Annotated in this window: 20 protein-coding genes and 2 tRNA genes; 10 read left to right on the plus strand and 12 right to left on the minus strand. The window is 65.9% G+C overall.

What is annotated here, in order from left to right:
- Positions 1-75: 75 nt before the first annotated feature.
- A complete protein-coding gene (gene tssA, locus KYC_RS06225) occupies positions 76-1203 on the minus strand; it encodes a type VI secretion system protein TssA (protein WP_008160014.1) in 1128 nt (375 codons plus the stop codon).
- A 131-nt stretch (positions 1204-1334) separates the two neighbouring features.
- Between tssA and KYC_RS06230 the strand changes: the two genes are divergently transcribed.
- Both KYC_RS06230 and KYC_RS06235 read left to right on the plus strand, forming a co-directional pair.
- Entirely contained in the window at positions 1335-1589 is a 255-nt protein-coding gene (locus KYC_RS06230; protein WP_043517723.1) for a hypothetical protein, read from the plus strand.
- Positions 1590-1608: 19 nt separating this feature from the next.
- The gene (locus tag KYC_RS06235; RefSeq protein WP_008160019.1) at positions 1609-1875 is read left to right on the plus strand and encodes a PAAR domain-containing protein; all 267 of its coding nucleotides are present in this window, start codon (positions 1609-1611) and stop codon (positions 1873-1875) included.
- A 253-nt stretch (positions 1876-2128) separates the two neighbouring features.
- On the opposite strand, the gene KYC_RS06240 is transcribed toward KYC_RS06235, so the two are convergent.
- Both KYC_RS06240 and KYC_RS06245 read right to left on the minus strand, forming a co-directional pair.
- Positions 2129-2204 (minus strand) — tRNA-Lys (locus KYC_RS06240).
- 140 nt (positions 2205-2344) lie between these two features.
- Entirely contained in the window at positions 2345-3091 is a 747-nt protein-coding gene (locus tag KYC_RS06245; protein ID WP_008160022.1) for a 3-oxoacyl-ACP reductase family protein, read from the minus strand.
- 116 nt (positions 3092-3207) lie between these two features.
- Between KYC_RS06245 and KYC_RS06250 the strand changes: the two genes are divergently transcribed.
- Positions 3208-3855 (plus strand): TetR/AcrR family transcriptional regulator, encoded by a 648-nt coding sequence (locus KYC_RS06250; protein WP_043517725.1) that lies wholly within the window; start codon positions 3208-3210, stop codon positions 3853-3855.
- An 11-nt stretch (positions 3856-3866) separates the two neighbouring features.
- Entirely contained in the window at positions 3867-5450 is a 1584-nt protein-coding gene (locus KYC_RS06255) for a sensor domain-containing diguanylate cyclase (protein ID WP_043517751.1), read from the plus strand.
- Positions 5451-5454: 4 nt separating this feature from the next.
- On the opposite strand, the gene KYC_RS06260 is transcribed toward KYC_RS06255, so the two are convergent.
- Positions 5455-7533 carry an AsmA family protein gene (locus tag KYC_RS06260; RefSeq protein WP_043517727.1) on the minus strand — a complete coding sequence of 693 codons (2079 nt, stop codon included), beginning with the start codon at positions 7531-7533 and terminating at the stop codon, positions 5455-5457.
- Between the two features lie 348 nt (positions 7534-7881).
- Here KYC_RS06260 and KYC_RS06265 point away from each other — a divergent pair, with 348 nt between their 5' ends.
- Complete coding sequence (locus KYC_RS06265) at positions 7882-9804, plus strand: LTA synthase family protein (protein WP_008160032.1); 1923 nt, start codon at positions 7882-7884, stop codon at positions 9802-9804.
- Positions 9805-9876: 72 nt separating this feature from the next.
- Here KYC_RS06265 and KYC_RS06270 read toward each other — a convergent pair whose 3' ends face one another.
- Positions 9877-10485: a DNA-3-methyladenine glycosylase I gene (locus tag KYC_RS06270; RefSeq protein WP_008160034.1), complete on the minus strand. Its 609-nt coding sequence runs from the start codon at positions 10483-10485 to the stop codon at positions 9877-9879.
- 219 nt (positions 10486-10704) lie between these two features.
- Here KYC_RS06270 and KYC_RS06275 point away from each other — a divergent pair, with 219 nt between their 5' ends.
- Positions 10705-11166: a YkgJ family cysteine cluster protein gene (locus KYC_RS06275; RefSeq protein ID WP_008160036.1), complete on the plus strand. Its 462-nt coding sequence runs from the start codon at positions 10705-10707 to the stop codon at positions 11164-11166.
- 30 nt (positions 11167-11196) lie between these two features.
- On the opposite strand, the gene KYC_RS06280 is transcribed toward KYC_RS06275, so the two are convergent.
- Complete coding sequence (locus tag KYC_RS06280; RefSeq protein WP_008160038.1) at positions 11197-11979, minus strand: helix-turn-helix domain-containing protein; 783 nt, start codon at positions 11977-11979, stop codon at positions 11197-11199.
- 108 nt (positions 11980-12087) lie between these two features.
- Between KYC_RS06280 and KYC_RS06285 the strand changes: the two genes are divergently transcribed.
- The 3 genes from KYC_RS06285 (at position 12088) to KYC_RS06295 (ending at position 13352) form a co-directional block, all read left to right on the plus strand.
- Positions 12088-12528: a Fur family transcriptional regulator gene (locus KYC_RS06285; RefSeq protein ID WP_008160040.1), complete on the plus strand. Its 441-nt coding sequence runs from the start codon at positions 12088-12090 to the stop codon at positions 12526-12528.
- On the plus strand, positions 12525-12944 hold the full coding sequence (locus tag KYC_RS06290) for a hypothetical protein (RefSeq protein WP_008160042.1): 420 nt from the start codon (positions 12525-12527) through the stop codon (positions 12942-12944). Before KYC_RS06285 ends, KYC_RS06290 begins: the two co-directional genes overlap by 4 nt.
- A gap of 117 nt (positions 12945-13061) precedes the next feature.
- The gene (locus KYC_RS06295) at positions 13062-13352 is read left to right on the plus strand and encodes a ClpX C4-type zinc finger protein (RefSeq protein ID WP_043517755.1); all 291 of its coding nucleotides are present in this window, start codon (positions 13062-13064) and stop codon (positions 13350-13352) included.
- A gap of 14 nt (positions 13353-13366) precedes the next feature.
- Here KYC_RS06295 and KYC_RS06300 read toward each other — a convergent pair whose 3' ends face one another.
- Together KYC_RS06300 and KYC_RS06305 are read right to left on the minus strand one after the other, a co-directional pair.
- Positions 13367-14818: a GntP family permease gene (locus tag KYC_RS06300; protein ID WP_008160046.1), complete on the minus strand. Its 1452-nt coding sequence runs from the start codon at positions 14816-14818 to the stop codon at positions 13367-13369.
- A gap of 4 nt (positions 14819-14822) precedes the next feature.
- Positions 14823-15824, minus strand: a complete 1002-nt coding sequence (locus tag KYC_RS06305) for a patatin-like phospholipase family protein (protein ID WP_008160048.1) — start codon at positions 15822-15824, stop codon at positions 14823-14825.
- Positions 15825-16403: 579 nt separating this feature from the next.
- On the opposite strand from KYC_RS06305, the gene KYC_RS06310 reads away from it, so the two are divergent.
- On the plus strand, positions 16404-19418 hold the full coding sequence (locus KYC_RS06310) for an autotransporter family protein (RefSeq protein ID WP_008160050.1): 3015 nt from the start codon (positions 16404-16406) through the stop codon (positions 19416-19418).
- 219 nt (positions 19419-19637) lie between these two features.
- Here KYC_RS06310 and KYC_RS06315 read toward each other — a convergent pair.
- The 4 genes from KYC_RS06315 to KYC_RS06330 form a co-directional block, all read right to left on the minus strand.
- Positions 19638-19713 (minus strand) — tRNA-Lys (locus KYC_RS06315).
- Between the two features lie 58 nt (positions 19714-19771).
- A complete protein-coding gene (locus KYC_RS06320) occupies positions 19772-20569 on the minus strand; it encodes a MetQ/NlpA family ABC transporter substrate-binding protein (RefSeq protein ID WP_008160052.1) in 798 nt (265 codons plus the stop codon).
- 55 nt (positions 20570-20624) lie between these two features.
- Positions 20625-21278: a methionine ABC transporter permease gene (locus tag KYC_RS06325; RefSeq protein WP_008160054.1), complete on the minus strand. Its 654-nt coding sequence runs from the start codon at positions 21276-21278 to the stop codon at positions 20625-20627.
- The gene (locus KYC_RS06330) at positions 21235-22323 is read right to left on the minus strand and encodes a methionine ABC transporter ATP-binding protein (protein ID WP_008160055.1); all 1089 of its coding nucleotides are present in this window, start codon (positions 22321-22323) and stop codon (positions 21235-21237) included. Before KYC_RS06330 ends, KYC_RS06325 begins: the two co-directional genes overlap by 44 nt.
- Positions 22324-22492: the final 169 nt, after the last annotated feature.

Genomic DNA, 22492 nt, shown 5'->3' on the forward strand with positions numbered 1-22492 from the left:
CTCGCAGCGGCGACGCCCGCCCTTGATGGCGGACTGGCCCGGCCGCTACGCCGCGTTATGCGGCCGCCTGGCGCCTCAGTTGCCCTCGCCGGCCTTCTTGATGCCGAGCAGCTCTTCCAGACCCGAGAGGGTCTCGTCGTTCTTGACCACCGTGCGCAGCCACAGGTGCAAGGACATTTCGCCCCAGCTCGCCGCCTTGTCGGCCAGGTAGGCGACCGGGCTATGCGGCTCGGTGCGGCGAAAGAAATCCGCCACCTCGCGCAGCTGCGCCAGCGCCTGTTCGCGGGTCTGGATCGGTCCGCGCGCGGCGGCCGGCGGGACGCCATGAACCGGCGCGTCAACAGCGGAAACATGATCGGCAGCGGGCAAGGTGGGCTCCACTCGGACGGGAACAGCGGGCGCGGAAGATGCTGGCGGCGGCACCGCCGCCAGGTCGGCACGGACCAGCAGGCCCGCGTCGCGGGCGAACCGGTGCGCCAGTTCCGTGACATTGCGCAGAGACTCCCGCACGCGGGAGAACGCCGGACTGTCTTCACCCAGTTGCTCGTCCAGCGTGCGCTCCAATTGCGCAAGCGCCTGCGTGCAGCCTTCAAGCTGGGCGTCCAGCTCGGAATAGAACGACGGCGGCGTATCGCGCCGCGCGGCATCGAAGCGATCAAGCGTAAGCTTGCCGCGCGTCAACTCATTGGCGTTATCCGGCGTGCGCTTCACGGCATTGGCCAGCTGGCTTGCCGCCTCCCACAGCACCGCGCCATAGCGTGCGCCATCGGCCTGGGTCAGCGGAATCTCGCCGATCAGTTGCTGCGACCGCGACAGCAGCCACGCCAGATTGCCCACGCGCTGCTGCACATCGCCGTCTTCCGGCACCGGATGCAGGCCTTCCCAGTAATCCCGGCAAAGGCCATCAATAAGCAGGTAGCCATCGCGCAAGCCCGCGAATCCGCGCGTCTTGGCCCAGGCTTCCGCAAGCCACGACGCAATACGGATGTCTTTGCTGCGATCGCGCAGCACCGTGCCGCAGATGCGCGCCACCTCCGGCCAGTCGGCCTCTTTCAGGTCGATGACCCAATCCCCCTGATCGAGTTGAGGATCATCGTGCCGGCGCGCCTCTCGGATCGCGTCGAACTCGGGCGAAAACACCAGATCGACGCCACATGGCGCGTCGCCGGGTATCGGTTGCAACAAGGCGTTGATGTCGGTCATAGGCGCAAGTATGTAAGTAGGCGCAAATCATCCCACAACTGTTTACGTATAAGGTTCAAAGATGACACGTCCTATTACAAGGCGCATCATGATGCTTCGTTATGATTTGCGCTCCTACGCAAGGAGCATTCATGACGACGAAAGCAATCCGCATGCTGCCCGACGGGCACTTCATCGTCGGCGCGGCGCGCCGCGCGCCTGACGGCACCATCGTCGGCGGCGACGGCCCGATCACCCGCGCGCCGGACGGCACCTATGTGGCCGGCACGCCCCAGCGCGCCCCGGACGGCAGCTACAAAGGCGGCGGCGGCCCCGTGCGCATGGCGCCCGACGGTACCTTCGTGGTCGGCCCGGCCCGGCTTGCGCCGGACGGCACGTATCTGTAATCAAATATCTCCCGCGCACATGTCTCAACGCTCCGTCATCCGCAAGGGCGATAAAACATCGCACGGCGGCGTCGTCGTCACCGGCGACGAAACCGTCGTCATCTTCGGCCAGCCCATGGCCCGCGTCGGCGACCGCGTCACCTGCCCCAAGTGCGGCGACACGCACACCATCGTCGAAGGCGTGCAGAACGTCAGCTCGGACCGCATGACCGCACTGGAAGGCATGCGCACATCCTGCGGCGCCACGCTGATCGCCAGCCAGAATTTCTATCAGTTGGAGTATTGAGGGAGGGTCGGATTTGCTGGGCTGGATTCGGTGGGCCGAACTTGCTACGGTCCAAATCTTCCAGGTTAGTCTTCCAGACCAAATTTGCCGCCCCCTGTTGGCACGGCCTGCGCGCAGGGTTTGCGACACGGACAGGCGAGGCGGCATTGAGTACTAGCCCAGTCCGGGCGCTCAGCAAGCGCCGGAAAGCAAAAAGCCCACCGTTTCCGGTGGGCTAATCGCAAGATCTTCCCGAAGGAAAATCCAAGAATTCTGGTGGGCTGTGAGTGGCTCGAACACTCGACCTACGGATTAAGAGTCCGCTGCTCTACCAACTGAGCTAACAGCCCTGCAATTCACTCATTTCCGATTCGCCGTTGCGTTGCCGCTTCGTTGTTTCGTTATGTGTGTGCTGCGAAGAAGAAAGATTATATGGGGCTTTTTTTGTTTGTGCAAGTCGTGTCGGAAAAAAACTTTCAGCGGCCTGCGATCAGGCTGCGTATCCGCCGTCGACCGCCAGGCTCGCGCCCGTGACGTAGCGTCCGTCGGGTCCGGCCAGGAATGCGACCATTCCGGCGATGTCGCGGCTTTCGCCATAGTGGGGCAAGGACAGCACCGCCACCAGGGAAGCCGCCCGATCGCCGTCGGCCGGATTCATGTCGGTGTCGATCGGACCGGGGTGGACCACGTTGGCCGTGATGCCGCGCGCGCCCAGGTCGCGCGCCAGGCCCTGCGTCAGCCCGACCAGCGCCGACTTGCTGGCGGCGTACAGCGCCACGCCGGCGCGGCCCGCGCGGCCGGCGAGGCAGCTGCCGATGTTGATGATGCGCCCGCCATCCGGCATGGAGGCCTGCGCCGCGCGGATCGCGACGAATGGCGCACGCACATTGATATCCATCGTCCGCTCGTAGTCCTCCAGGCTGGCGTCTCCGATGGGGCCGGCCAGGAAAATCCCCGCGTTGTTGACCAGCACGTCCACCGGCCCGAGTTCGCGGATGGTGTCTTCCACCGCCCGCCGGACTGCGTCCGCATCCGCGGAATCGGCCTGGATCGCCCGCGCCCTCCGGCCCTGCCCCGTCAACTCCTGCACCAGCGCCTGCGCGGCCGCGGCCGACGATGCGCTCACGTAGGTAAAGGCCACATCCGCGCCGTCGGCGGCCAGGCGGCGCACGATGGCCGCGCCGATTCCCCGGCTGCCGCCGGTCACGAAAGCCACTTTTCCGGTCAGGTTCTGCATCGCTCGTCCTAATTCTGTAGTGATTGACACAAATATCATCGCCGCGCCTCCACCCACTCGTCAATGATTTTTTTAGCGATCAACACAAAATATGCCTCGCGAGTAAAATCGCCCGCATGGCAGAACGTGGGCGCCCCCGGAACTTCGACCGGGCCCAGGCCTTGCAAAAGGCCATGGAAGTCTTCTGGTCGAAGGGATATGAAGGAGCATCGCTGGCCGATCTGACGGAAGCGATGGGCATCAACTCGCCCAGCCTCTATGGCGCATTCGGCTCCAAGGAAGGCCTGTTCCGCGAGGCCGTGGCCCTCTACCGCGAGACCGAAGGCGGCTCCGCAAGGCGTGCGCTGCTGGCCGCGCCCACCGCGCGCGAAGCCATCCAATCCATGCTCATGGCCTCCGCCGACCGCTTCACCGCGCCGGGCTTGCCGCCCGGCTGCATGATCGTGCTGGGCGCGCCCGCGGGCAGCGTGAACCACGCCGGCGTCAGCGACTTTCTGGGCGACAACCGGCGCGAAATGCAAAGCCGCATCCTCGCCCGCCTGAATGCGGGCGTTCAGCAAGGCGAGCTGCCCGCAGGCGCCGACATCAAGGGGCTGTCGGCTTTCTACACGACGGTCCTGCACGGCATGTCCATCCAGGCGCGCGACGGCGCAACCCGCAAAACCCTGCAATCCGTGGCGCGGCAGGCGATGTGCGCCTGGGACGCCCTGGCCGGCGCCGGCTCGCCGCCGTCCGGCGTTCCCCCGGGCCGCGCCCGCAACTGACGGACGACGTCATGTTCCGCGTCGACCTGCGGCATCTCATCCTGTGGATAAGCCTGCTGTCGGTCATCGTGGTTCTGGCGGGCGGCCTGCACGCCAGCTACCTGGTGCAGCGCGACCTGCTGCTGCACAACGCAATGGAGGCCAATCGCATCTATGCGTCCAAGCTGGCCCTGACCACGGACGCCCTGCTGAACGACATCCGGCGCTATCTTTCCTACAGCGCCGACATGCTGGCCGACATGGAAACCCATCCCGAATCCATGAGCGCCGAAACGCGGCGGCAGGAGCAGCAGCTGGGCCATTTCAATTCCAGCTTCGTCGCGTCGCCGCAGGGCAAGGTGCTGGCGGTGTCGAGTTCCTATCCGCAACTGCTGGGGCAGCAGTTGACCAGCGACGCGGCCAGGAAAGCGCTGGCGGCCAAGGGGCCCACGATCAGCGAACCCTTCCAGGCCCGCAACGGCCGCTGGCAGATCCTCTACACCCAGCCCATCTTTTCCCGCGACTACCGCTATCTGGGGTTCATTGCCGGATCGCTCTATCTGCATGAAGACAATGTGCTGGACCGCCTGCTAGACCAGCACTTCTATCGCGACGAGTCCTTTCTTTACGTGATCGACCGCGAGGGCACGCTGATCTACCATCCCGACCGAAGCCTGCTGGGCAAGACCGCGCCCGACACCGAGATCTTCGCGTCGGCGCGGCGCGGCGAGACCGGCGAAAAGCGCTTCATCGACGATGACGGGCGCGACATGCTGGCGGGCTACGCGCCCGTCCCCAGCACGGGCTGGAGCATCATTGCCCAGCGCCCGGTCGCCAGCACGCTGCGGCCATTGGGCGACCTGCTCATGGCCACCGCCCGCAACACGCTGCCGCTGCTGCTGCTATCGGTGGCGATGATCTGGCTGCTGTCGCGCTGGATCGCCCGTCCGCTCGGCCAAATGGCCAGCATTGCCAAACGCATGCAGGACCCCGACTCGGCGGACCGCATCCGGGGCGTGCGCTCCTGGTACTTTGAAGCCGCGCAGCTCAAGCGCGCGCTACTGATGGGCTTGGCCTCGATCCACCACAAGCTCAGCGACCTGCGCCGCGAAACCACGACGGACACGCTAACCGGCCTATTGAACCGCCGCGGACTGGACGAGTCGCTGGCGCTCCTGGAGGCCGAAGCCGCGCCCGTGGCCATCGTCGCCATCGACATCGACCACTTCAAAAGCATCAACGACCGCTTTGGCCACGCCGCGGGCGACCAGGCCTTGCAGGTGCTAGCGGGCGTGATGCGCGAAGGCTCGCGCGGCGGCGATGCGCTGGCGCGCACGGGCGGCGAAGAATTCGTCATGCTGCTGCCTGGCGCCAGCATGACGGCGGCCATCGCCATCGCGCAGCGTCTGCGCTCGCGCCTTGCGTCGCAGGAATCCCCGGTGCCCGCTCCCATCACCATTTCGGTGGGGGTCGCGCACTACCCCGAGCACGGGACCGGCCTCGAAGCCGTACTGCAGCGCGCAGACCAGACGCTGTACTACGCCAAGAACCACGGCCGCGATGCGGTCTGCATCGCGGACGATGCCGTGCCGGGCGGTTCCAGGAAGGTCGCCTAACGGGCTACTTCCCCTTGGCGGGGGCCGGCGCCTTGGGCGGCTTGCGCATCTCTTCCAGCAGCGGGCCGCAGGCGTTTTCGTCCGTGGTGCTGGGCGCGATCAGCGCAAGCAGACCGGCCGCCGGCGTCAACAGCACGCCCAGCGCGACCATGCCCGCGCCGCGCGCGGCCAGCGGCGCCACGTGCACGCCCACATCGGGCGATCCGAACGTGCCGCGCACATACAGCGGCGAACGCAGCGAGAAGATGCGGAACCCCTTGCTTTCGGGCGAGATGTCCATGTCCACCGTCTCGTCCTTGAAGTTGGCCGTGCCGGTGATGTTGATCAGCGCGTTCTCGGTATCGAACACGAACACGCGGGGCGTCATCACCCCGTTCTTCATCGCGAGGTCGGCCGCCCCGCAGTTGATCTTCACCTCGTCGTCGCCGAACAGCTTCGACACCACATAGTTGCCCACGTTCAGCCCCGCGATCTCCATCAGGCTGCGGCTGATGACGCCGTCATTGACCAGCATCTTCACATCGCCCGTCGCCGTCCCGAGCAAGGCGGCAACGGAGTTGCCCGCGCCGCTGATCGCCAGGTCCCCGTTCAGCTCGCCCAGGGTTTTCTGCATGGCCTCGGTCGCCGGGAACAGCTCCTTGAGCCGCAGGCGGCGGGCATGCATCTCGACCCGGCCCGTGAGCGGCGCGCCGGATCCGTCCAGGCGCGCGGTGGCGTTCATGGTTCCGCCCGCCATGCCGAAGCGCAGCGGGTCCACCGTCAGCTTGCCGTCCTGCAGCACCACATGCGCGGACAAGTTCGACAGCGGAAGCTTGCTGTCGTGGACGATGCGCGCGGCCTCCAGCGACACATCGGCGTCCATGTCGCGCCAGCGGTCCGTGCGGAAGGCCTGTGTGGGCAGCACCTTGCCCCCCTTGGGCTTGGCGGGCGCATCCTTGGACTTGTCCGTGGCAGCCTGCGCGCCGCCGCCGGACGGCACACCGATCAAGGGGCCCAGGTCCGCCATGCGCAGCAGCTTGGACGACAGCTTGCCGGTCAGCTTGGGCCGCGGCGCACCCAGGGCAAACGTGATGTCTCCGTGCAGATCGCTGTTGCCGACCTTGCCGTTGAAGCCCTTGTAGTCAAACACCGCGCCCCCGGGGTTCTGCAGCTTGGCCACCAGATGCCCGTCCGTGGAGTACGGCGGCGTATCCGGCAGGGTCACGCCGGTCAGCGGGTAAAGCTGCGCCATCGACGCGCCGGACAGCTTCAGGTGCAGGTCCAGCGCGCCGAGGTTCACGGGGTCCGTCAGCGTGCCGGCGACCGAGGCCCGGGTGCCGCCGATGGCGACATCGGCCTGCAGGGGAAACGGCTGGCTGGCGTCCTGCAGGGCCAGCATGCCGCCGACCTTGCCTTCCCCCTTGGTGGCCAGGCCCTTGAATTTGCCGTCGACCTTCCAGCCGAACACATAGTCGCGGGGCGGCGGCGCGGACGCGTCCTGCGGCACGAAGGACGCCCCGGCCACGTCCGCGAAGGGCACGGGCTTGCCCAGCGGATCGACCAGCACAGTCAGGTCGGCCTTGAGCACTTCGTCGACCAGCCCCACCCGGCCCTTGTCGAAACCGATTTCATTAATGTCCAGCACCCAGGGCGAAGGCTCGCCGGTTTCGGGCAAGGTGAAGACCCAGTTGGCCCGGCCGTCCGCCAGCCGCTCCAGGTCGGCGGCCGGCTCCGTCAGCTGGATCCGGCGGATGACCACGCGCTGGCGCAGCAGCGGCAAGGGCGCCAGACTGAATTCTCCGCGCTTGAGCGTGGCGAAATGGGGCGCTTTGGCCCACGGCGCGTTGCCTACCGAAATATCGTTCGCGATCACGCGCGGCCAGGGCACCCAGGCGCGCCAGCCGCCTTCGCCGGGCTGCCGCTGCCATTGCACACTCAGGTCGCCGTTGATGGCGAACGGACGCCCAATGGCGGCGCTGGCCCGCTCGTTGATCATGGGCTTGGCGCGGTTCCAGTCGAAGGTGGCGATCACCACGACGAACACCGCCACTATCAGGGCAATGCCCCCTACAATCCCGATCGCTATTTTTTTTGTTCGAGTCATGCTTACTGTCCTTGACGTTGCTGCCGGCAGACCGGCTGCCGGCCACTGATGCCGCTCAGGGTATCGCGGCCCGCAGCGCCGTTAGGGCAGCGCGACGTCATAATGTGTGCGGATCTTTCCGTGCGGACAAGGCCGTCATTTCGGGCCGGCGCGCTCGCCCGCCGGAATTGCGCAGCACGAAACGTGCCCGGACAGCGCAGCTGCAGTTACAAAAAGAGACTAGTGAAAATCCGAAAATCGCTGAACAAGCCCTCCTTTCAGCGAATTTTTGACGCCAGGCCGGTTCCAATGGCGAATTGATTGATTCCGCCCCTGCCGGGCCGGAAAGCAGAACAACCTGGAGGCCCGATGCGGCATTCAACCTTGATTTTCGTGTTGGCGGCATTTGCGCTGCTGACGCTCAGCCGGCTGGCGTTTGCCGTTTGGCAATGGCAGCGGGTGCGCAATGCCGGCGGTCTTCTCCCGCTGCTGTGGCGCGGGCTGCGCATTGATGCGCACCAGATCGCCGTGCTGGCGGCGCTGCCGGCCGTGCTTTCGCCGCTGTTCGGCCACATCCCCGCCGCCGCCTCGATAGCCGCCGTCTGGTATCTGGTTGCATTCCTCCTGCTGGCCTTTCTGGAAGTGGCGACGCCGCCCTTCATCGTGGAATACGACTCCCGCCCCAACCGGCTGTTCGTCGAATACCTGAAGCATCCCCGCGAAGTCTCCGGCATGCTGTGGCGCGGCTACAAGGGCGCGCTGGTGGGCGGATTCGCCGTGCTGGCGCTGATCGGCTGGGGCGCGTACGCCCTGCTCGGCCATGCGCGCCCCGATCCTCAACTGACGTGGTGGCAGATGCCGCTGGCCAGCGTGGCCATACTGGCCGTGGTTGTCCTGGCGATCCGCGGCACCCTGGGCCATCGCCCCATCAATCCGTCCTCGGTGGCCTACTGCTCGGACGGCATGCTCAACACCCTGGCGCTGAATTCGCTCTACAACGTCTTCTATGCGATCTACAGCATGAAGAACGAGAAATCGGCATCGGCGGTTTACGGGGGCATGAACAACGCCAAGATGCACGGCCTGGTGCTGGCGCAATCCGGCCTGCCCAATCCGCCGCCCAATCCCGACTACCCCAGCCTGCACCGCCAGCCGGCCACCCGCAAGACGTCTCGTCCGCTCAATCTGGTGATCATTCTTGAGGAAAGCCTGGGCGCGCAGTACTGCGCCGGACTGGGCGGCGCCGACCTGACGCCTGAACTGGACGCCCTGGCGCGCGAGGCCTGGACCTTCACGCGCGCCTACGCCACCGGCACCCGCTCGGTGCGAGGCCTGGAGGCCGTGGTCACGGGCTTTCTGCCAACGCCCGCGCAGGCCGTCCTGAAGCTGCCCCGTTCGCAGCGCGGCTTCTTCTCGCTGGCCGACCTGCTGGGCCGCCACGGCTACCATTCGCGCTTCATCTATGGCGGCGAATCGCACTTCGACAACATGAAGGGCTTCTTCCTGGGCAATGGCTTCAGGCAGATCGTCGACCGCGCGGATTTCATCGACCCCGCCTTCGTGGGAACCTGGGGCGCCTCGGACGAGGACATGTTCAACCAGCTGGACCGGCTGCTGCGCGAAGACGGCGACCAGCCTACCTTCACGCTGGCCTTCAGCGTCTCAAATCATTCTCCGTGGGAGTACCCGGCCGGCCGCATCCAGACCGACGGCAACCCGGCTACGGTGGAAAACACCGTGCGCTACGCCGATTGGGCCCTGGGCAGGTTCTTCGAAAAGGCCAAGCAATCGCCGTACTGGGAGAACACGGTCTTTCTGGTGGCGGCGGACCATGATTCCCGCGTGTTCGGCGCCAGCCTGGTGCCCGTGCGCCACTTCCATATTCCTGCGGTGATCCTTGGCGCCGGCATTGCTGCGCGCCGCGACGACCGCCTGATCAGCCAGATCGACCTGCCCCCGACCCTGCTGTCGCTGATCGGGGTGGACACCGAACATCCGATGATCGGGCACGACCTGACGCGCAGCACGCCGGGGCGGGCCATCATGCAGTACGACAACACCTATGGCTACCTGAAGGGGGACGACCTGCTGGTGCTGGCGCCCAGCAAGCCAGCGGTGCAGTACCGCTATACGGCGCCGGAGGATTACGCGCCCGTGCCGCTGGACGAAAACCTGGCCGCCGAGGCGCTGGCCCATGCCTTGTGGCCCAGTTGGGCGTATCGCGAGGGCCGCTACAGCCTGCCGGGGCAGCCGCCCGCACAATCGGGCGCGCAAGGCCGGAACGCAAACTGAGCCGGCCGCCCGCTTGGGCGGCGTATTCGGGAAGGCCGCCTGCAAGGACGCCCCCAGCCGGCCCGAAGGCCATCACCCCCGCGGCCGCACAAACGCCTTGCGTTTTTTTTCGCTGAGCGCGTGGCAGTGGCAATCCGGATGGTGATCGTTGACCATGCCCACCGCCTGCATGAAGGCATAGACGGTGGTGGGACCGACGAATTTCCAGCCCAGCTTCTTGAGCGCCTTGGACAAGGCAACGGCCTGTTCGGACGACGATGCCCCGTGGGTTGACGGCGCTCCGGGCGGCGCTTCAAAGCGCCACAGATACGCGGCCAGCGAGCCCTCGCGCTTGATCATTTCCAGTGCGCGGCCGGCATTGTGGATCATGGCTTCGATCTTGCCGCGATGGCGCACGATGCCCGCATCGGCCAGCAGCGCCTGCACTTCCTTTTCGCCGTAGACCGCCAGCCTGGCGGGTTCGAAATTGGCGAAGCCGCGGCGGAAGGCCTCGCGCTTGGACAGAATGGTGCGCCAGCTCAGGCCAGCCTGGAAGCCTTCCAGGCAGAGCTGTTCGAACAGCGCGCGGTCGTCGCCTTCGGGGCGCCCCCATTCGGCGTCGTGGTAGGCCATGTATTCGGCGGACGTATCCACCCAGCCGCAGCGGGCAAGGCCATCGGGGAAATCGGTTCTGGCATTCAAGGGGAAGCCTCCTGGCGGCTGACGGGCTACCGATGCTACCCCAGCAACGTCCCTGAAAAAAGTCGTGGCGGCCGCAGTTCGAATCCAGCTACTATTTCCGGCCTGATCCCGCGCCGGCCCTGACCGAGCGCCCCCCGGATCAGCTCGGCGGGCCGCCCTGGCGCAGCCCCGTCCGCGGCATTGCGGGGACCCGGACAGGCTTTCGGATCCCACTCCTCCATGTCCCTGTCAGAGTCCACGCTCATCTCGTTCGTTTCGCCCGCCGTCCTGGCCGGCGACGACCCCGCCGCCAACCCCTGCCTGGACTGCGGCGCGTGCTGCTCGCACTTCCGGGTGTCCTTTTACTGCGGAGAGCTGGCAGGCGAGAACGGCGGCCATGTGCCGCTGGACCTGGTCACCCAGATGAGTCCGCTGCGGGCCTGTATGAAAGGCACGGAAATGGGCGGCGGCCGCTGCATCTCGCTGCGTGGGGAACTGGGCAAGCCGGGTATCCATTGCGCCATCTACGAAAACCGCCCCACGCCCTGCCGCGAGTTCGATATCTGGATGCCTGACGGGTCGCCCAATCCCGATTGCCAGCGCCTGCGCCTGGGGCTGGGCCTGCCTGCCGTGCCGCCCAGGCCCGATGCCGAGAACGACCCGCAGGGCCCCATGCATCCGGACCAGCCGGCCGCGGCCTGACATTCCGGGGCGGCTGGGCGCCCTCCAACACTACGCGCGGCCAGCGATGTAGCGAGTCGGGCTCATGCCGAACGCCGTCCGGAAACTGCCGATGAACGCGCTGGTGCTCTCGTAGCCCACGGACAGCGCAACCTGCGTCACGGATCCGCCCCGGAACAGCATTTCCAGCGCGCGCAGCAGGCGGGCCTGCTGCCGCCACTGTCCCAGGGTCACGCCGGTTTCCTGGCGGAACCGGCGCATCAGCGTGCGAGACGACATGTTCAGCCGCTGGGCCCATTCGTCGATGCCGGCGGTATCGTCCGGCGTGTCCAGCAGCGTATTGGCCAGGTCCTGCAGCCGCGGATCGGCGGGCATCGGCAACGGCACGGAGGCCTCCGCGTTGCGCTGCTTCAGCTCTTCCAGCAGCACCTCGAACAACTGGGCCTGGTAGGCGGGCGGCGTGTCGTGCCATGCGCCGCTTGTAAACCGGTCGATCAGCGCCTCGATCAGCTTGGACGACGGCCACGCGCGGCAGTGCGGCGGCAAACGTCCGCAGACGTCTGGATGCACGTGCAGGAACGATCCGCGCGCCTCGCCGAACCAGCGCGCCCCATGCTGCACGCCGGGCGGTATCCAGCCCAGGCTGCCGGGCAGCACCGTCAAGACCCTGGCGCCCGACTCCACCATGATCAGCCCCTCGTGAACCAGCACCAGCATGCCCTCTTCATGGACGTGCGCCGGCACCGCAATGCCCTTGGATTCGCGGCGTCTGCGCACGCTGAACGGCGTCAGCAGGACGTCGGGCAACGCGGGATCGGCGGCCGTTTGAAGCATGGTTGGCAGGTTTGAGCTACAGGTTGATGGGTTCCCGTTAGCGGGCCCATTTGAAAATGTACATCATTCTCATCAATCGGGCATCAGCCCCCCGAACGGAGAATTTTCATGGACCACACACGGCTGCGCGATGCCGGCATCAAGGCCACCTTCCCCCGACTGAAGATCCTGGACATCTTCTACCGCCACGCCGATCAGCACATGAGCGCCGCGGACATCTACCGCAACCTCATTTCCGATCGCAGCAACATCGGCCTGGCCACGGTTTATCGCGTGATCACGCAACTTGAACACGCAGGACTGCTCAAACGCACTCAGCTCGACACGCACACCACCGTGTTCGAGCTCAACGATAAGGGGCATCACGACCATCTGGTCTGCACGCGCTGCGGACAGATCCGGGAGTCCAGCGATCCCGCCATGGCGCAACTGGTCAGAAAGATCGCCCGGCGCAGCGGCTTTGAACTGGATTCCTACAGTCTGGTGCTCTACGGCAGCTGCGGCTGCGCCAGGGAGGCGCCAGCCGCCCCTCACGGAGAATTCGAATGAACCACGAACAGTTTTTCTTTCACGACCTGTCCCAGTTCCCCATCGTCACGTCGCGGCACGGCAGCGCGCCGCTGGGCTATTCGGCCAGCTGGATCCGCGAAATGGAGCTGCTGGTGGACAACCCGCGCACCTTCGTCATGGTCGTTCCCGACATGCGGATCGAAGCCTCCCATGAGGACCGCAAGGCAATGATCGAATGGCAGACGGTCAACATGCCGCGCCTGAAGGCCCGCTGCCGGGCATTCATCGCCGTGGAGCGGGACGCGCAGGCGCTGGACAAGATCCGCAAGCGCGGCGAAAAGATGGCCCGCGCCTTCGGCATGCCCTTCCTGGCGGTCGCCACGGCCGGAGAGGCCGTCCAGTGCGCCCGGGAACTGCTCGGCCAGGCGGGGCCCGGCGGCTTCAATCTGGACTAGGATCCCTTCCGGCGCGCCCGCGTCCGATTTAAGAGTTGGCGCGCCGCGCCGTTGTTCAAGGCAGGCGCCGTCATTGTCGCGGCCTCTCCCGCCAACCTTGAATCCGCCGCCCCACGCATGAACCGCGCCCTCGCCTGCCACTTTTGCCAATCGACGCTTGCCCAGGGCGCGGCGCTGCTCGAGAAAAACGGCGCGGCGATCTGCAAGCGCTGCGTGGACCAGTTTTCCGCGCTGTTCGCCGAGCGGGCCTGGGCCATGGCGGCCACCCCGCAAGAACAGCTTGACGTCCTGCTGGCCGAAAGCCAGCGAGCCCTGGAGCAGAGCGAAACGCTGGCCGAGCGGGCCCGCCGCTGCGGCCTCAGCCTGAACGATCTGTCCGCGGCGCTGCCGGCGCGCCCGCTGTCCTGAAACCCGCACGCCCGTCAGAACGAGCCTAGCGCGCCTCCCAGCGCGATCACGGCGGCCAGCCCGATGATGGGCCCCACGATCCCCACCACGACGATGTTCATGTAACCGTCCTTGTGGGTCGAACCGCAGACGGCCAGAAGCGTCACGACCGCCCCATTGTGGGGCAGGCTGTCCAGCGTGCCGGCGCCGATCACCGACACGCGGTGCATCAGCGCCGGGTCGATTCCCAGGGTTTGGGCCAGCTCCATGTACGTGCCGGCCAGGGACTGCAAAGCGATGGTCAGTCCGCCCGAGGCCGAGCCGGTCAACGCCGCCAGCACGTTGGTGGCCACGGCCAGCGACACCAGCGGCCCGCCCTCGATGGACAGCACCCAGTCGCGCACCACCGCAAACGACGGCAGCGACGCCACCACCGCGCCAAATCCCACCAGGCTGGCGACGCTCAGCAGCGGCAGCGCCGACGCGTTCACGCCGGCGTCCATGGTGTCGCGCAGCGACGGCAGGCGCCGGTAATTCAGCGCCACCAGCACCGCGATCGCCGCCAGCAGCGCGGTGATCACCGACCAGACGCCGCCGACCGCCGCCAGGCTCGTCCCGCCCCACCGCGCCTCGGCCAGCCAGGAAGTGTCCATGCGCGGCAGCACGACGAGCGTCATGAGCAGGTTTACAAGGATCACGACCACCAGGGGCGTCGCCGCCACCAGCGCCGACGGCGCATCGGGACTGCGCTGGCCGTGATGGATTTCCGCGGGATCGAACTCGCGCGCCACCGTGGCGCGTTCACGCACGACCACGTCATCGGCGGCATCTCCGGCCATGCCTGCCGGCGCGACGTAGCCTTCGCCCGCGCGCCGCGCCGACGCCTCGGCGCGCGTCAGCCACCACAGGCCGAACCCCAGCATGATCGCGCTGGCGATGATCCCCAGGCCGGGCGCGGCAAAGGGCGTGGTCGAGAAGAACGGCATGGGGATGGCGTTCTGCACTGCCGGCGTGCCGGGCAAGGCCGACATGGTGAACGTGGATGTGCCCAGCAGGATGGCCGCGGGCATCAGGCGCACCGGGATTGCCGCGGCCTTGAACAGGGCATGCGCCATGGGCGCCAGCACGAAGAAGGCCACGAACAGGCTGACGCCGCCGTAGGTCACGATGGCCCCCGCCAGCACCACTGCCAGGATGGCCCGCCGGGCGCCCAGCTTGCGCGTCATGAGGTTGGCGATGGCCGTGACGGAACCGCTGTCGTCCATGAGCTTGCCGAACAGCGCGCCCAGCAGGAATAGCGGGAAGAACTGCGCGACAAACCCCGCCGCGCCGCCCATGAAGGTCTGGGTCCAGTGGGCCAGCAAGGGTTCGCCCGAAGCGGCGGCGGTCAATATGGCTGCAGCGGGCGCCAGCAGCAGGATGCTCCAGCCGCGATACGCCAGCCAGATCAGCAGAACCAGCGCAATCAGGATTCCGAAAAGGCCCATGGCGTCAGACCTCGCCCAGCATTTCGTCGATATCCAAAGTCGACCGCTTGCCCAGGTCTTGGCCGTGCGCATCAAGAAAATCGCCTGCCGCCTTGCGGCCTTCGTCCCGAAGCATGCGCAGGAACTCCCACTCGGCGTTGAGCTTGGACGAATAGCCCAGTTCCACCATCTTTTCGGACGCGACCCTGTGGATGCGCATGTCCGCCCACATCGCGCCTTCGCCGTTGCCGGGATCGGCCACCTGGCGCAGCAGCGCAATCATGCGCAGTTCTTTGAGCAGCGGCGCATTGAACGTCACTTCGTTCAGGCGGTTCAGGATCTCCCGGGCGCTGCTGGGCACCCCGGGACGCTCGACGGGATTGATCTGCACCAGGATGGTGTCGCGCGACTTGCATTCCCGCACGAGCGGCGTGATGGTCGGATTGCCGCTGTAGCCGCCGTCCCAGTAAGGATCCCCGTCGATCATGACGGCGCGGAACATCGTGGGCAGGCAGGCCGAAGCCAGCAGCACATCGGCGGTCACATCGGCGTTCTTGAACACCCGGCCGCGGCCTGTGCGGGCGTTGGTCGCCGTGATGAACAGGTGGATCGGCGCCTGGGCGAGTTCGTCGAAATCAATCGCTTCCTTGAGGATGTCCGAAAGCGGATTGAATCCGGAAGCGTGCAGGTCATACGGCGAGAACACACGCGAAGCCAGGTCATAGGCGGCGAACAGGGGTGAACGGTCGAGCGACCAAGTCCCCGTCAGCACGTCGAGCAGGCTGCGCCGGAACGGGCTGAAGGTGGCCGCGCGCGACACCCGCCGCCAGAAATCCTCCAGGGCGGCGCGAGCGCCGTCGGCGCCCCCGCGCGCATGGCCCAGCACCAGCACCGCTGCGTTCATGGCGCCGGCGGAGGTGCCCGAAATGCCGTCTATGCCCAGCCAGGACTCTTCCAGCAGGCGATCCAGCACGCCCCAGGTGAACGCGCCGTGCGCGCCTCCGCCTTGAAGGGCAAGATCAATCAACAGGGGATCTCGGGCGGACGCTGAGGATTTGGATCGGGCCACTGGTAACTCCTTGCGATGAAGGCAGGGGTCGTGCTTGCGATCGAAAAAAGACAGCCGACATGGGCAATGCTGCAGCGCACATATCGCCAGAACGTTATACGCGATGGGCGGTCGGCGGGCAACACGCGGATCGGTTGACGCAGCAGTTCGGGCCCCGACCCGGAGCGTTTCCTCCGCATCAGCGCGATTAAATCCCGGCGCATTTTCGGATAACTTCCAGCGCCAATCCGCATACCATCCATCGACCATAAATTAATCATATCGTTTGTATCAATGCGTGCCGATTCTTATAAATCGGATGGTATCCAGCACATGGATCTAGATAATAAGTACAGGTTAGATTTCAACCACTTATATTATCTGGATGGTATCCGTATATTAATTCTTGGTAATACAAAAAAATGGGTATACAGTGCGTCCTTTTTTTCAAAAGCCCATTAAGTCCACGCATATTGTTTTGTTACGTCGCAATACTTTTAATGCAATTCAGCAATGTCTGGACATCAAATTAATAATCAAGAGTAAAGGACCCAAGTTTTGATATATGGCACCAAGAAGTGGCTGACGGCGACGGTCGCACTTAGCACCTCCTACTGCGGCGGCGTCATGGCCGCGGACCTGAACATTGGCGCGGGAAACACGCAGGTGTTCGACGGCTCGGCCAACTTTCCCGGCGGGATCGACGTTAACGGCGGCACGGTCGTAATCGGCGGCAACGGCGGCGGCGCGGGCGTCTCGATAGGCGGGAACGTCAACGCGAACTCGAATGGCACCGTCGCAGGCTTCGGCTCCATCAATGGCGATCTGAATGTGAGCGGCAACGCGCGCGTTGCGCCCGGCTATTGGGTCGACACGCCCACCGGCGTCTCCAACGGCAACCTGGTCGTCAACGGCAACCTGTCGATGAACAATGCCGTGTTCGACTTCGAGACGGGCTATGCCGGACTGCCCATTACGCAGCCCGGCACCGGCGACAACATCACCGTCGGCGGCAATGTCGCCCTCAACAATGCAACGCTGAACGTGTCGGTGAACACCCTGGGCACCAACGCCGGCTTCTACCGCATCATGTCGTACGGCGGCACGCTGAGCGGCAATGGCCTGACGCTGGGCACGGTCACGGGCGACTCCGTTCCGGCCGCGACGATCCAGACGCTGACGGACGACAAGCACATCAATCTGGTCCTGGGTCCCAGCACGACCAATCTGTGGAACGGCAATGGCGTCGCATCCGCGACGCGCGCCGGCGGCGGCGACGGCACCTGGAGCGCCGCAAGCACAAACTGGAACAGCCCGACCAATGCCACCGGCGCCCTGCCCGATGGCGGCTACGCCATCTTCACCGGCGCGACGGGAACGGTGACCGTCGACGGCAGCGCAGGTCCGGTGCGCGTATCGGGCCTGCAGTTCGCCTCGGACCGGTATCGCCTGCAAGGCGCCCCCATCACGCTGGTTGGCAGCGGCGGCAATCCGCCCGTCATCGTCGTCGGCGACGGCACCTACGCCGCCGGCAAATTCGTCGAGATCATCGACAACCCGCTGCAAGGCACGGAAGGCTTCGTCAAGACTGGCGTGGGATCGGTGATCCTGAACGCAGACAGCAGCGGCCTGACCGGCCCCATTTTCATCGCCGACGGCGCGCTGGAGCTCAACGGCAAGTTGAACGGCCCCGTCGATATCGGCCGCGAAGTCGTGCTTGCGGGCGTCGGCCAGCTGGGCAGCACCACGCTGTACCCCACCGCCGTGATCTCCCCGGGCAATGACGGCTCGCCCATCGGCACGCTCACCGTCAACGGCAACCTCAACTTCGGCCAGGACACGATCTTTCGCGTGCATGCCGACCCCGCCAGCAGCGCAAGCGACCGCATCCACGTCACCGGCGTCGCCACCCTGGACGGCACCGTGGCGCACGTGGGCCCCAATGGCAACTACGCGCCGCGCACAACCTACAACATCCTGACGGCCGACGGCGGCATCCAGGGCACGTTCACCGGCGCCTCCAGCGCCTATGCATTCCTGACGCCCACGCTCAGCTATGACCCGAAGAATGCGTTCATGACGCTGACGCGCAACGACGTGCCGATCGGCAGCATCGGCGACACGGACAACGCAGGCAACGTGGGCGGCGCGCTGGACCAGGAAGATCCGCCCGCAAGCGGCAATGGATCCTCGTCGGGCGGCAACGGCTCGTCCTCCACCGGCAACGGTTCGTCGTCCACCGACGGCGGTTCGACCTCCACCGGCAACGGCTCGTCGTCGACGGGCAGCGGCTCGGCCTCTACCGACAATGGTTCGTCGTCCACAGGCAGCGGTTCGGCCTCGACCGACAATGGCTCGTCGTCCACGGGCAACGGTTCGGCCTCGACCGGCAATGGCTCGTCGACGACCGGCAATGGCGCGACCACGGGCGAATCGGCGTCCGGCGGAACCGGCTCGCCTGTAATCGGCAGCGGCATCGCTTCCGCGCAAGACACCGGCGCCCGCCAGGTGACCACGGCAGTCCTCTCCATGACGCCGGACCAGGCGCGCGCGGCCTTGAAGATGCTGTCGGGCGAAGCGCACGCCAGCACCACCAGCGTGCTGATGAGCCAGGCGGATACCGTAAGCACCCTGCCGCTGGCGCACTTGCGCGGCAACCTCGACGCGCCCGCCCGCGCCGGCCGCCCCACGGCCCAATTGGGCAGGCCGTCGTCCGACGCCCTGCCGCAAAGCGGCGCATCGCCCGTCTGGGCACAGGTGTTTGGCAACTGGAGCAAGTTCAACAGCGACGGCAATGCATCCAGCGTGAATCAATCCGCCGGCGGGCTCTTCGTCGGCGGCGATGGCGCGGTGGGCAGCGGCTGGCGTCTCGGCGGCGCGCTCGGATACACCGGCAGCCACAACTCGATCTCCGATGTGTCGTCGCGCTCCAGCGTCGACAGCTACACGGCGACCGTGTTCGGCGGCAAGAACTTCGAAGCGGGCCCCGGCAATATCCGCTTCATGGCCGGCGCAGCCTACACCTGGCACGAGATCGACACGAAGCGCAATGTGGCGGCCGGCAGCCTGAACCAGCAGCTCGAGTCCTCCTATCACGCCTCGTCGACGCAAGTGTTCACCGAACTGGGCTATAACCTGCCGCTGGGCAATGCCTACAGCATCGAACCCTACGCCGGCCTGGCCTGGAACCAGCTGCGCACCCGCGGCTTCGAGGAATCCGGCGGCTCCGCCGCCCTGCATGGCGAAAGCAAATCCGACGACGTGACCAGCACCACGCTCGGCCTGCGCGGCGCATGGCAGTTCGGCTCCGACCAGGCGCCGGGCCGCCTGACCGCAACGCTGGGCTGGCGCCACGCCATGGGCGACGTCAAGCCCAAGCAGCAACTGGCCTTCGAGGGCGGCAGCACGTTCTCGGTAACGGGTGTTCCCATCGCGCGCGATGCCGCGGTGGTCGGGTTCGGCGCCGAAGTGGCCGTTACGCGCAACACGACGGCCGGCGTCTCCTACGACGCGCAGTTCGGCGGCGGCAACCGGCAGCAGTCGGGCCTGTTGAAGCTGTCCACGCGCTTCTAAAGCGGCCGCACTCAGTGCGCCCCGCCTCCCGGACCTGTGGGGTCCGGGAGGCCTGCGACAGACGCTGGCAACTGAGGCTTGCGCCCGACTACGGCCCCCCTAAGCCCGACGTCGCCAAGGGCCCGGCCCGAACAAAAAAAAACGCCGCTTGGAATAGCGGCGTTTTCTTGTGCGGCCCATGCCAGCAACTGCGGTAACTGGCACTGCCTTAAATTGGGGTGGTGGGTTGTGCGAGACTCGAACTCGCGACCAACGGATTAAAAGTCCGCTGCTCTACCGACTGAGCTAACAACCCGACCGAAGCCCGAAATTATGGCGGATTTCTAAGGGCTTGTCAAAAATAGAAAACCAGCTTACCAGGCCGCCACCACGGCGCCCTTGAACTTGGTCTCGATGAACTGCTTGACGGCCGGGCTGTGATAGGCGGCGATCAGCTTGGCGAACTCGGGGCGGTCCTTGTCTTTTTCACGCACGACCAGGATGTTGGCGTACGGCGAATCCGGCGCTTCCTGCGCGATGGCGTCCTTGGCGGGGTTCAGGCCGGCTTCCAGCGCAAAGTTGGTGTTCACGGCCGACGCGTCGGTGTCATCCAGCGAACGCGGCAGCTGGGCGGCATCCAGTTCGATGAAACGCAGCTTCTTCGGGTTCTCGATCACGTCGATCGGCGTGGCCTTCAGGCCCGATTCCGGACGCAGCTTGATCAGGCCATTGGCCTGCAGCAACAGCAGAGCACGGCCGCCGTTGGTCGGGTCGTTCGGCAGCGCGATGCGGGCGCCTTCCTTCAGTTCCGACAGAGACTTGATCTTCTTGCTGTAGATACCGATCGGGAAAATCACGGTCTTGGCGATGCTGACCAGCTTGTAGCCGCGGTCGGCATTGGCGTTGTCCAGGTAGGGCTGGTGCTGGTAGCTGTTCACGTCCAGGTCGCCCGACGCCAGCGCCACGTTGGGCTGGACGTAGTCGGAGAACTCGATGACCTGGATGTTCAGGCCTTGCTTGGCGGCTTCGGCCTTGACCACGTCAAAGATCTGGGCGTGCGGGCCGGCGGTGACGCCGATCTTCAGCGGCTTGTCCTGAGCCAGCGCGGGCTGGGCGAAAACGGCGGCGCCCAGGGCGAACGCGGCCAGCGACTTCAAAACCTTGATGCTCATGTTGCGATATCCCGAATTACGGAAGTAGAAAGAGAGTGAATCTGCGTCAGAAGCATCAGCGATGCGACATGCGGCGCACGAAACGGTCGCCCAGACTCTGGATTGCCTGGACCAGGACGATCAGCACGATCACGACCGCGGCCATGACGTCCGACTGGAAACGCTGGTAGCCGTAGCGGATTGCCAGGTCGCCCAGGCCGCCGCCGCCAATGGCGCCGGCCATGGCCGAATAGCCGATCAGGCTGACGACGGTGACGATGGTGGCGGCGATGAGGCCGGGCAAGGCCTCGGGCAGCAGCACCTTCATGATGATCTGCATGGGCGATGCGCCCATCGCGCGCGCCGCGGTGACCAGTCCCGGATCCACTTCGCGCATGGCGTTCTCCGCGATGCGGGCCATGAACGGAATGGCGGCGACCGACAAGGGCACGATGGCGGCCGTAGTGCCGATGGACGTCTGCGCGACCAGGCGCGTGAACGGAATGATGGCGACCATCAGGATCACGAAGGGCACCGAACGCGTGGCGTTGATCACCGCGCCCAGCACGTGGTTGACGGGCTGGTTTTCCAGCATGGCGCCGCGCGCGGTCACGGTGAGCGTCACGCCCAGCGGAATGCCGATGATCACCGCGATGGCGCTGGCCACCCCGACCATCAGCAGGGTGTCAAGCAGCGACGTAATAAGCAGGTCGATCAGTTGCGGACTCATGAGCTATTTCTTCAACGGTAATGTCACGGGCGTTCAGGGCGGCGATGGCGTCCTTGAGCGCGGCGGGCGCGCCCTGGGCCAGCACGAACATCGTGCCCACGGCCACGCCCTGGATATCTTCGACGCGCGCCTGCACCAGGCCCACGTCCAGGGAAAACTGCCTGGACAGGTCGGACAGGAACGCGCCCGACGCGTCGGTGCCGGTCAGCGACAGGCGCAGGAGGCGCACGGCCTGACCCGGCTTGGCGGCGACAAGCGCCTGGATGCGCTCCTTCACGGCGGCCAGCGTGGCGTCGGTCAGGTCCGACGCGGTGGCCGCCGACACCATGTTGCGGGTCACTTCGTGGCGCGGCTGCGCGAACACTTCGCGCGTGCTGCCGATTTCAACCACTTCACCCTGCGACAGCACGGCGACGCGGTCGCAGACCTCGCGCACGACTTCCATCTGGTGGGTGATCATGACCACGGTCACGCCGGTCTTGCGGTTGATGTCGCGCAGCAGCGCCAGGATGTTGTGCGTGGTTTCCGGATCCAGCGCGGACGTGGCCTCGTCGCTCAGGAGGACGTCCGGATCGTTGGCCAGGGCGCGGGCGATGCCCACGCGCTGCTTCTGGCCGCCGCTGATCTGGCTGGGATAACGGTCGCGCAGGTGTTCCAGGCCGACCAGCGCCAGCAGGCGCTCGACGCGCGCCGGGATCTCGGCCTTGGACACGCCCGCGATTTCCAGCGGCAGGGCGACGTTGCCGTACACCGTGCGGCGCGACAGCAGGTTGAAGCCCTGGAACACCATGCCGATACGGCGGCGCTGCCCGCGCAGTTGCGCTTCATTCAGCCCGGTCAAGGCCTGGCCGCCGATGGCGATGGAGCCTTCGTTCGGGCGTTCCAGCAGGTTGATGCACTGGACCAGCGTGCTTTTGCCGGCCCCGCTGGGGCCGATGATGCCAAAGACCTCGCCCTGCTCGATGTGCAGGTTGATGCCTCGCAGCGCCTGGAATTCCCCATGCGGCGTGGCGTAGGTCTTGGATAGGTTCTCGATGTGAATCATGGCAAGCGATTTTGTATCTTTTCTCTTCTGAAGAGAACGACCGTTTTTTCCACTTTTAATAACTACAAGTAATATAAACCGCAGCGATCGCCCAGGAGTGCCGCCACGGAACCGGCCGCGCGCCCGTACCCGGCGCGCAAGCCAAAGACATAAAGGGCAGCCGGGAAGG

The sequence above is a fragment of the Achromobacter arsenitoxydans SY8 genome, from assembly GCF_000236785.1.
GTDB lineage: Bacteria > Pseudomonadota > Gammaproteobacteria > Burkholderiales > Burkholderiaceae_B > Achromobacter > Achromobacter arsenitoxydans.

Coding starts and splice junctions, on each gene's coding strand:
- tssA (WP_008160014.1), bottom strand. CDS start 1,203: ATGACCGACATCAACGCCTTGTTGCAACCGATACCCGGCGACGCGCCA.
- KYC_RS06230 (WP_043517723.1), top strand. CDS start 1,335: ATGACGACGAAAGCAATCCGCATGCTGCCCGACGGGCACTTCATCGTC.
- KYC_RS06235 (WP_008160019.1), top strand. CDS start 1,609: ATGTCTCAACGCTCCGTCATCCGCAAGGGCGATAAAACATCGCACGGC.
- KYC_RS06245 (WP_008160022.1), bottom strand. CDS start 3,091: ATGCAGAACCTGACCGGAAAAGTGGCTTTCGTGACCGGCGGCAGCCGG.
- KYC_RS06250 (WP_043517725.1), top strand. CDS start 3,208: ATGGCAGAACGTGGGCGCCCCCGGAACTTCGACCGGGCCCAGGCCTTG.
- KYC_RS06255 (WP_043517751.1), top strand. CDS start 3,867: ATGTTCCGCGTCGACCTGCGGCATCTCATCCTGTGGATAAGCCTGCTG.
- KYC_RS06260 (WP_043517727.1), bottom strand. CDS start 7,533: ATGACTCGAACAAAAAAAATAGCGATCGGGATTGTAGGGGGCATTGCC.
- KYC_RS06265 (WP_008160032.1), top strand. CDS start 7,882: ATGCGGCATTCAACCTTGATTTTCGTGTTGGCGGCATTTGCGCTGCTG.
- KYC_RS06275 (WP_008160036.1), top strand. CDS start 10,705: ATGTCCCTGTCAGAGTCCACGCTCATCTCGTTCGTTTCGCCCGCCGTC.
- KYC_RS06280 (WP_008160038.1), bottom strand. CDS start 11,979: ATGCTTCAAACGGCCGCCGATCCCGCGTTGCCCGACGTCCTGCTGACG.
- KYC_RS06285 (WP_008160040.1), top strand. CDS start 12,088: ATGGACCACACACGGCTGCGCGATGCCGGCATCAAGGCCACCTTCCCC.
- KYC_RS06290 (WP_008160042.1), top strand. CDS start 12,525: ATGAACCACGAACAGTTTTTCTTTCACGACCTGTCCCAGTTCCCCATC.
- KYC_RS06295 (WP_043517755.1), top strand. CDS start 13,062: ATGAACCGCGCCCTCGCCTGCCACTTTTGCCAATCGACGCTTGCCCAG.
- KYC_RS06300 (WP_008160046.1), bottom strand. CDS start 14,818: ATGGGCCTTTTCGGAATCCTGATTGCGCTGGTTCTGCTGATCTGGCTG.
- KYC_RS06320 (WP_008160052.1), bottom strand. CDS start 20,569: ATGAGCATCAAGGTTTTGAAGTCGCTGGCCGCGTTCGCCCTGGGCGCC.
- KYC_RS06325 (WP_008160054.1), bottom strand. CDS start 21,278: ATGAGTCCGCAACTGATCGACCTGCTTATTACGTCGCTGCTTGACACC.
- KYC_RS06330 (WP_008160055.1), bottom strand. CDS start 22,323: ATGATTCACATCGAGAACCTATCCAAGACCTACGCCACGCCGCATGGG.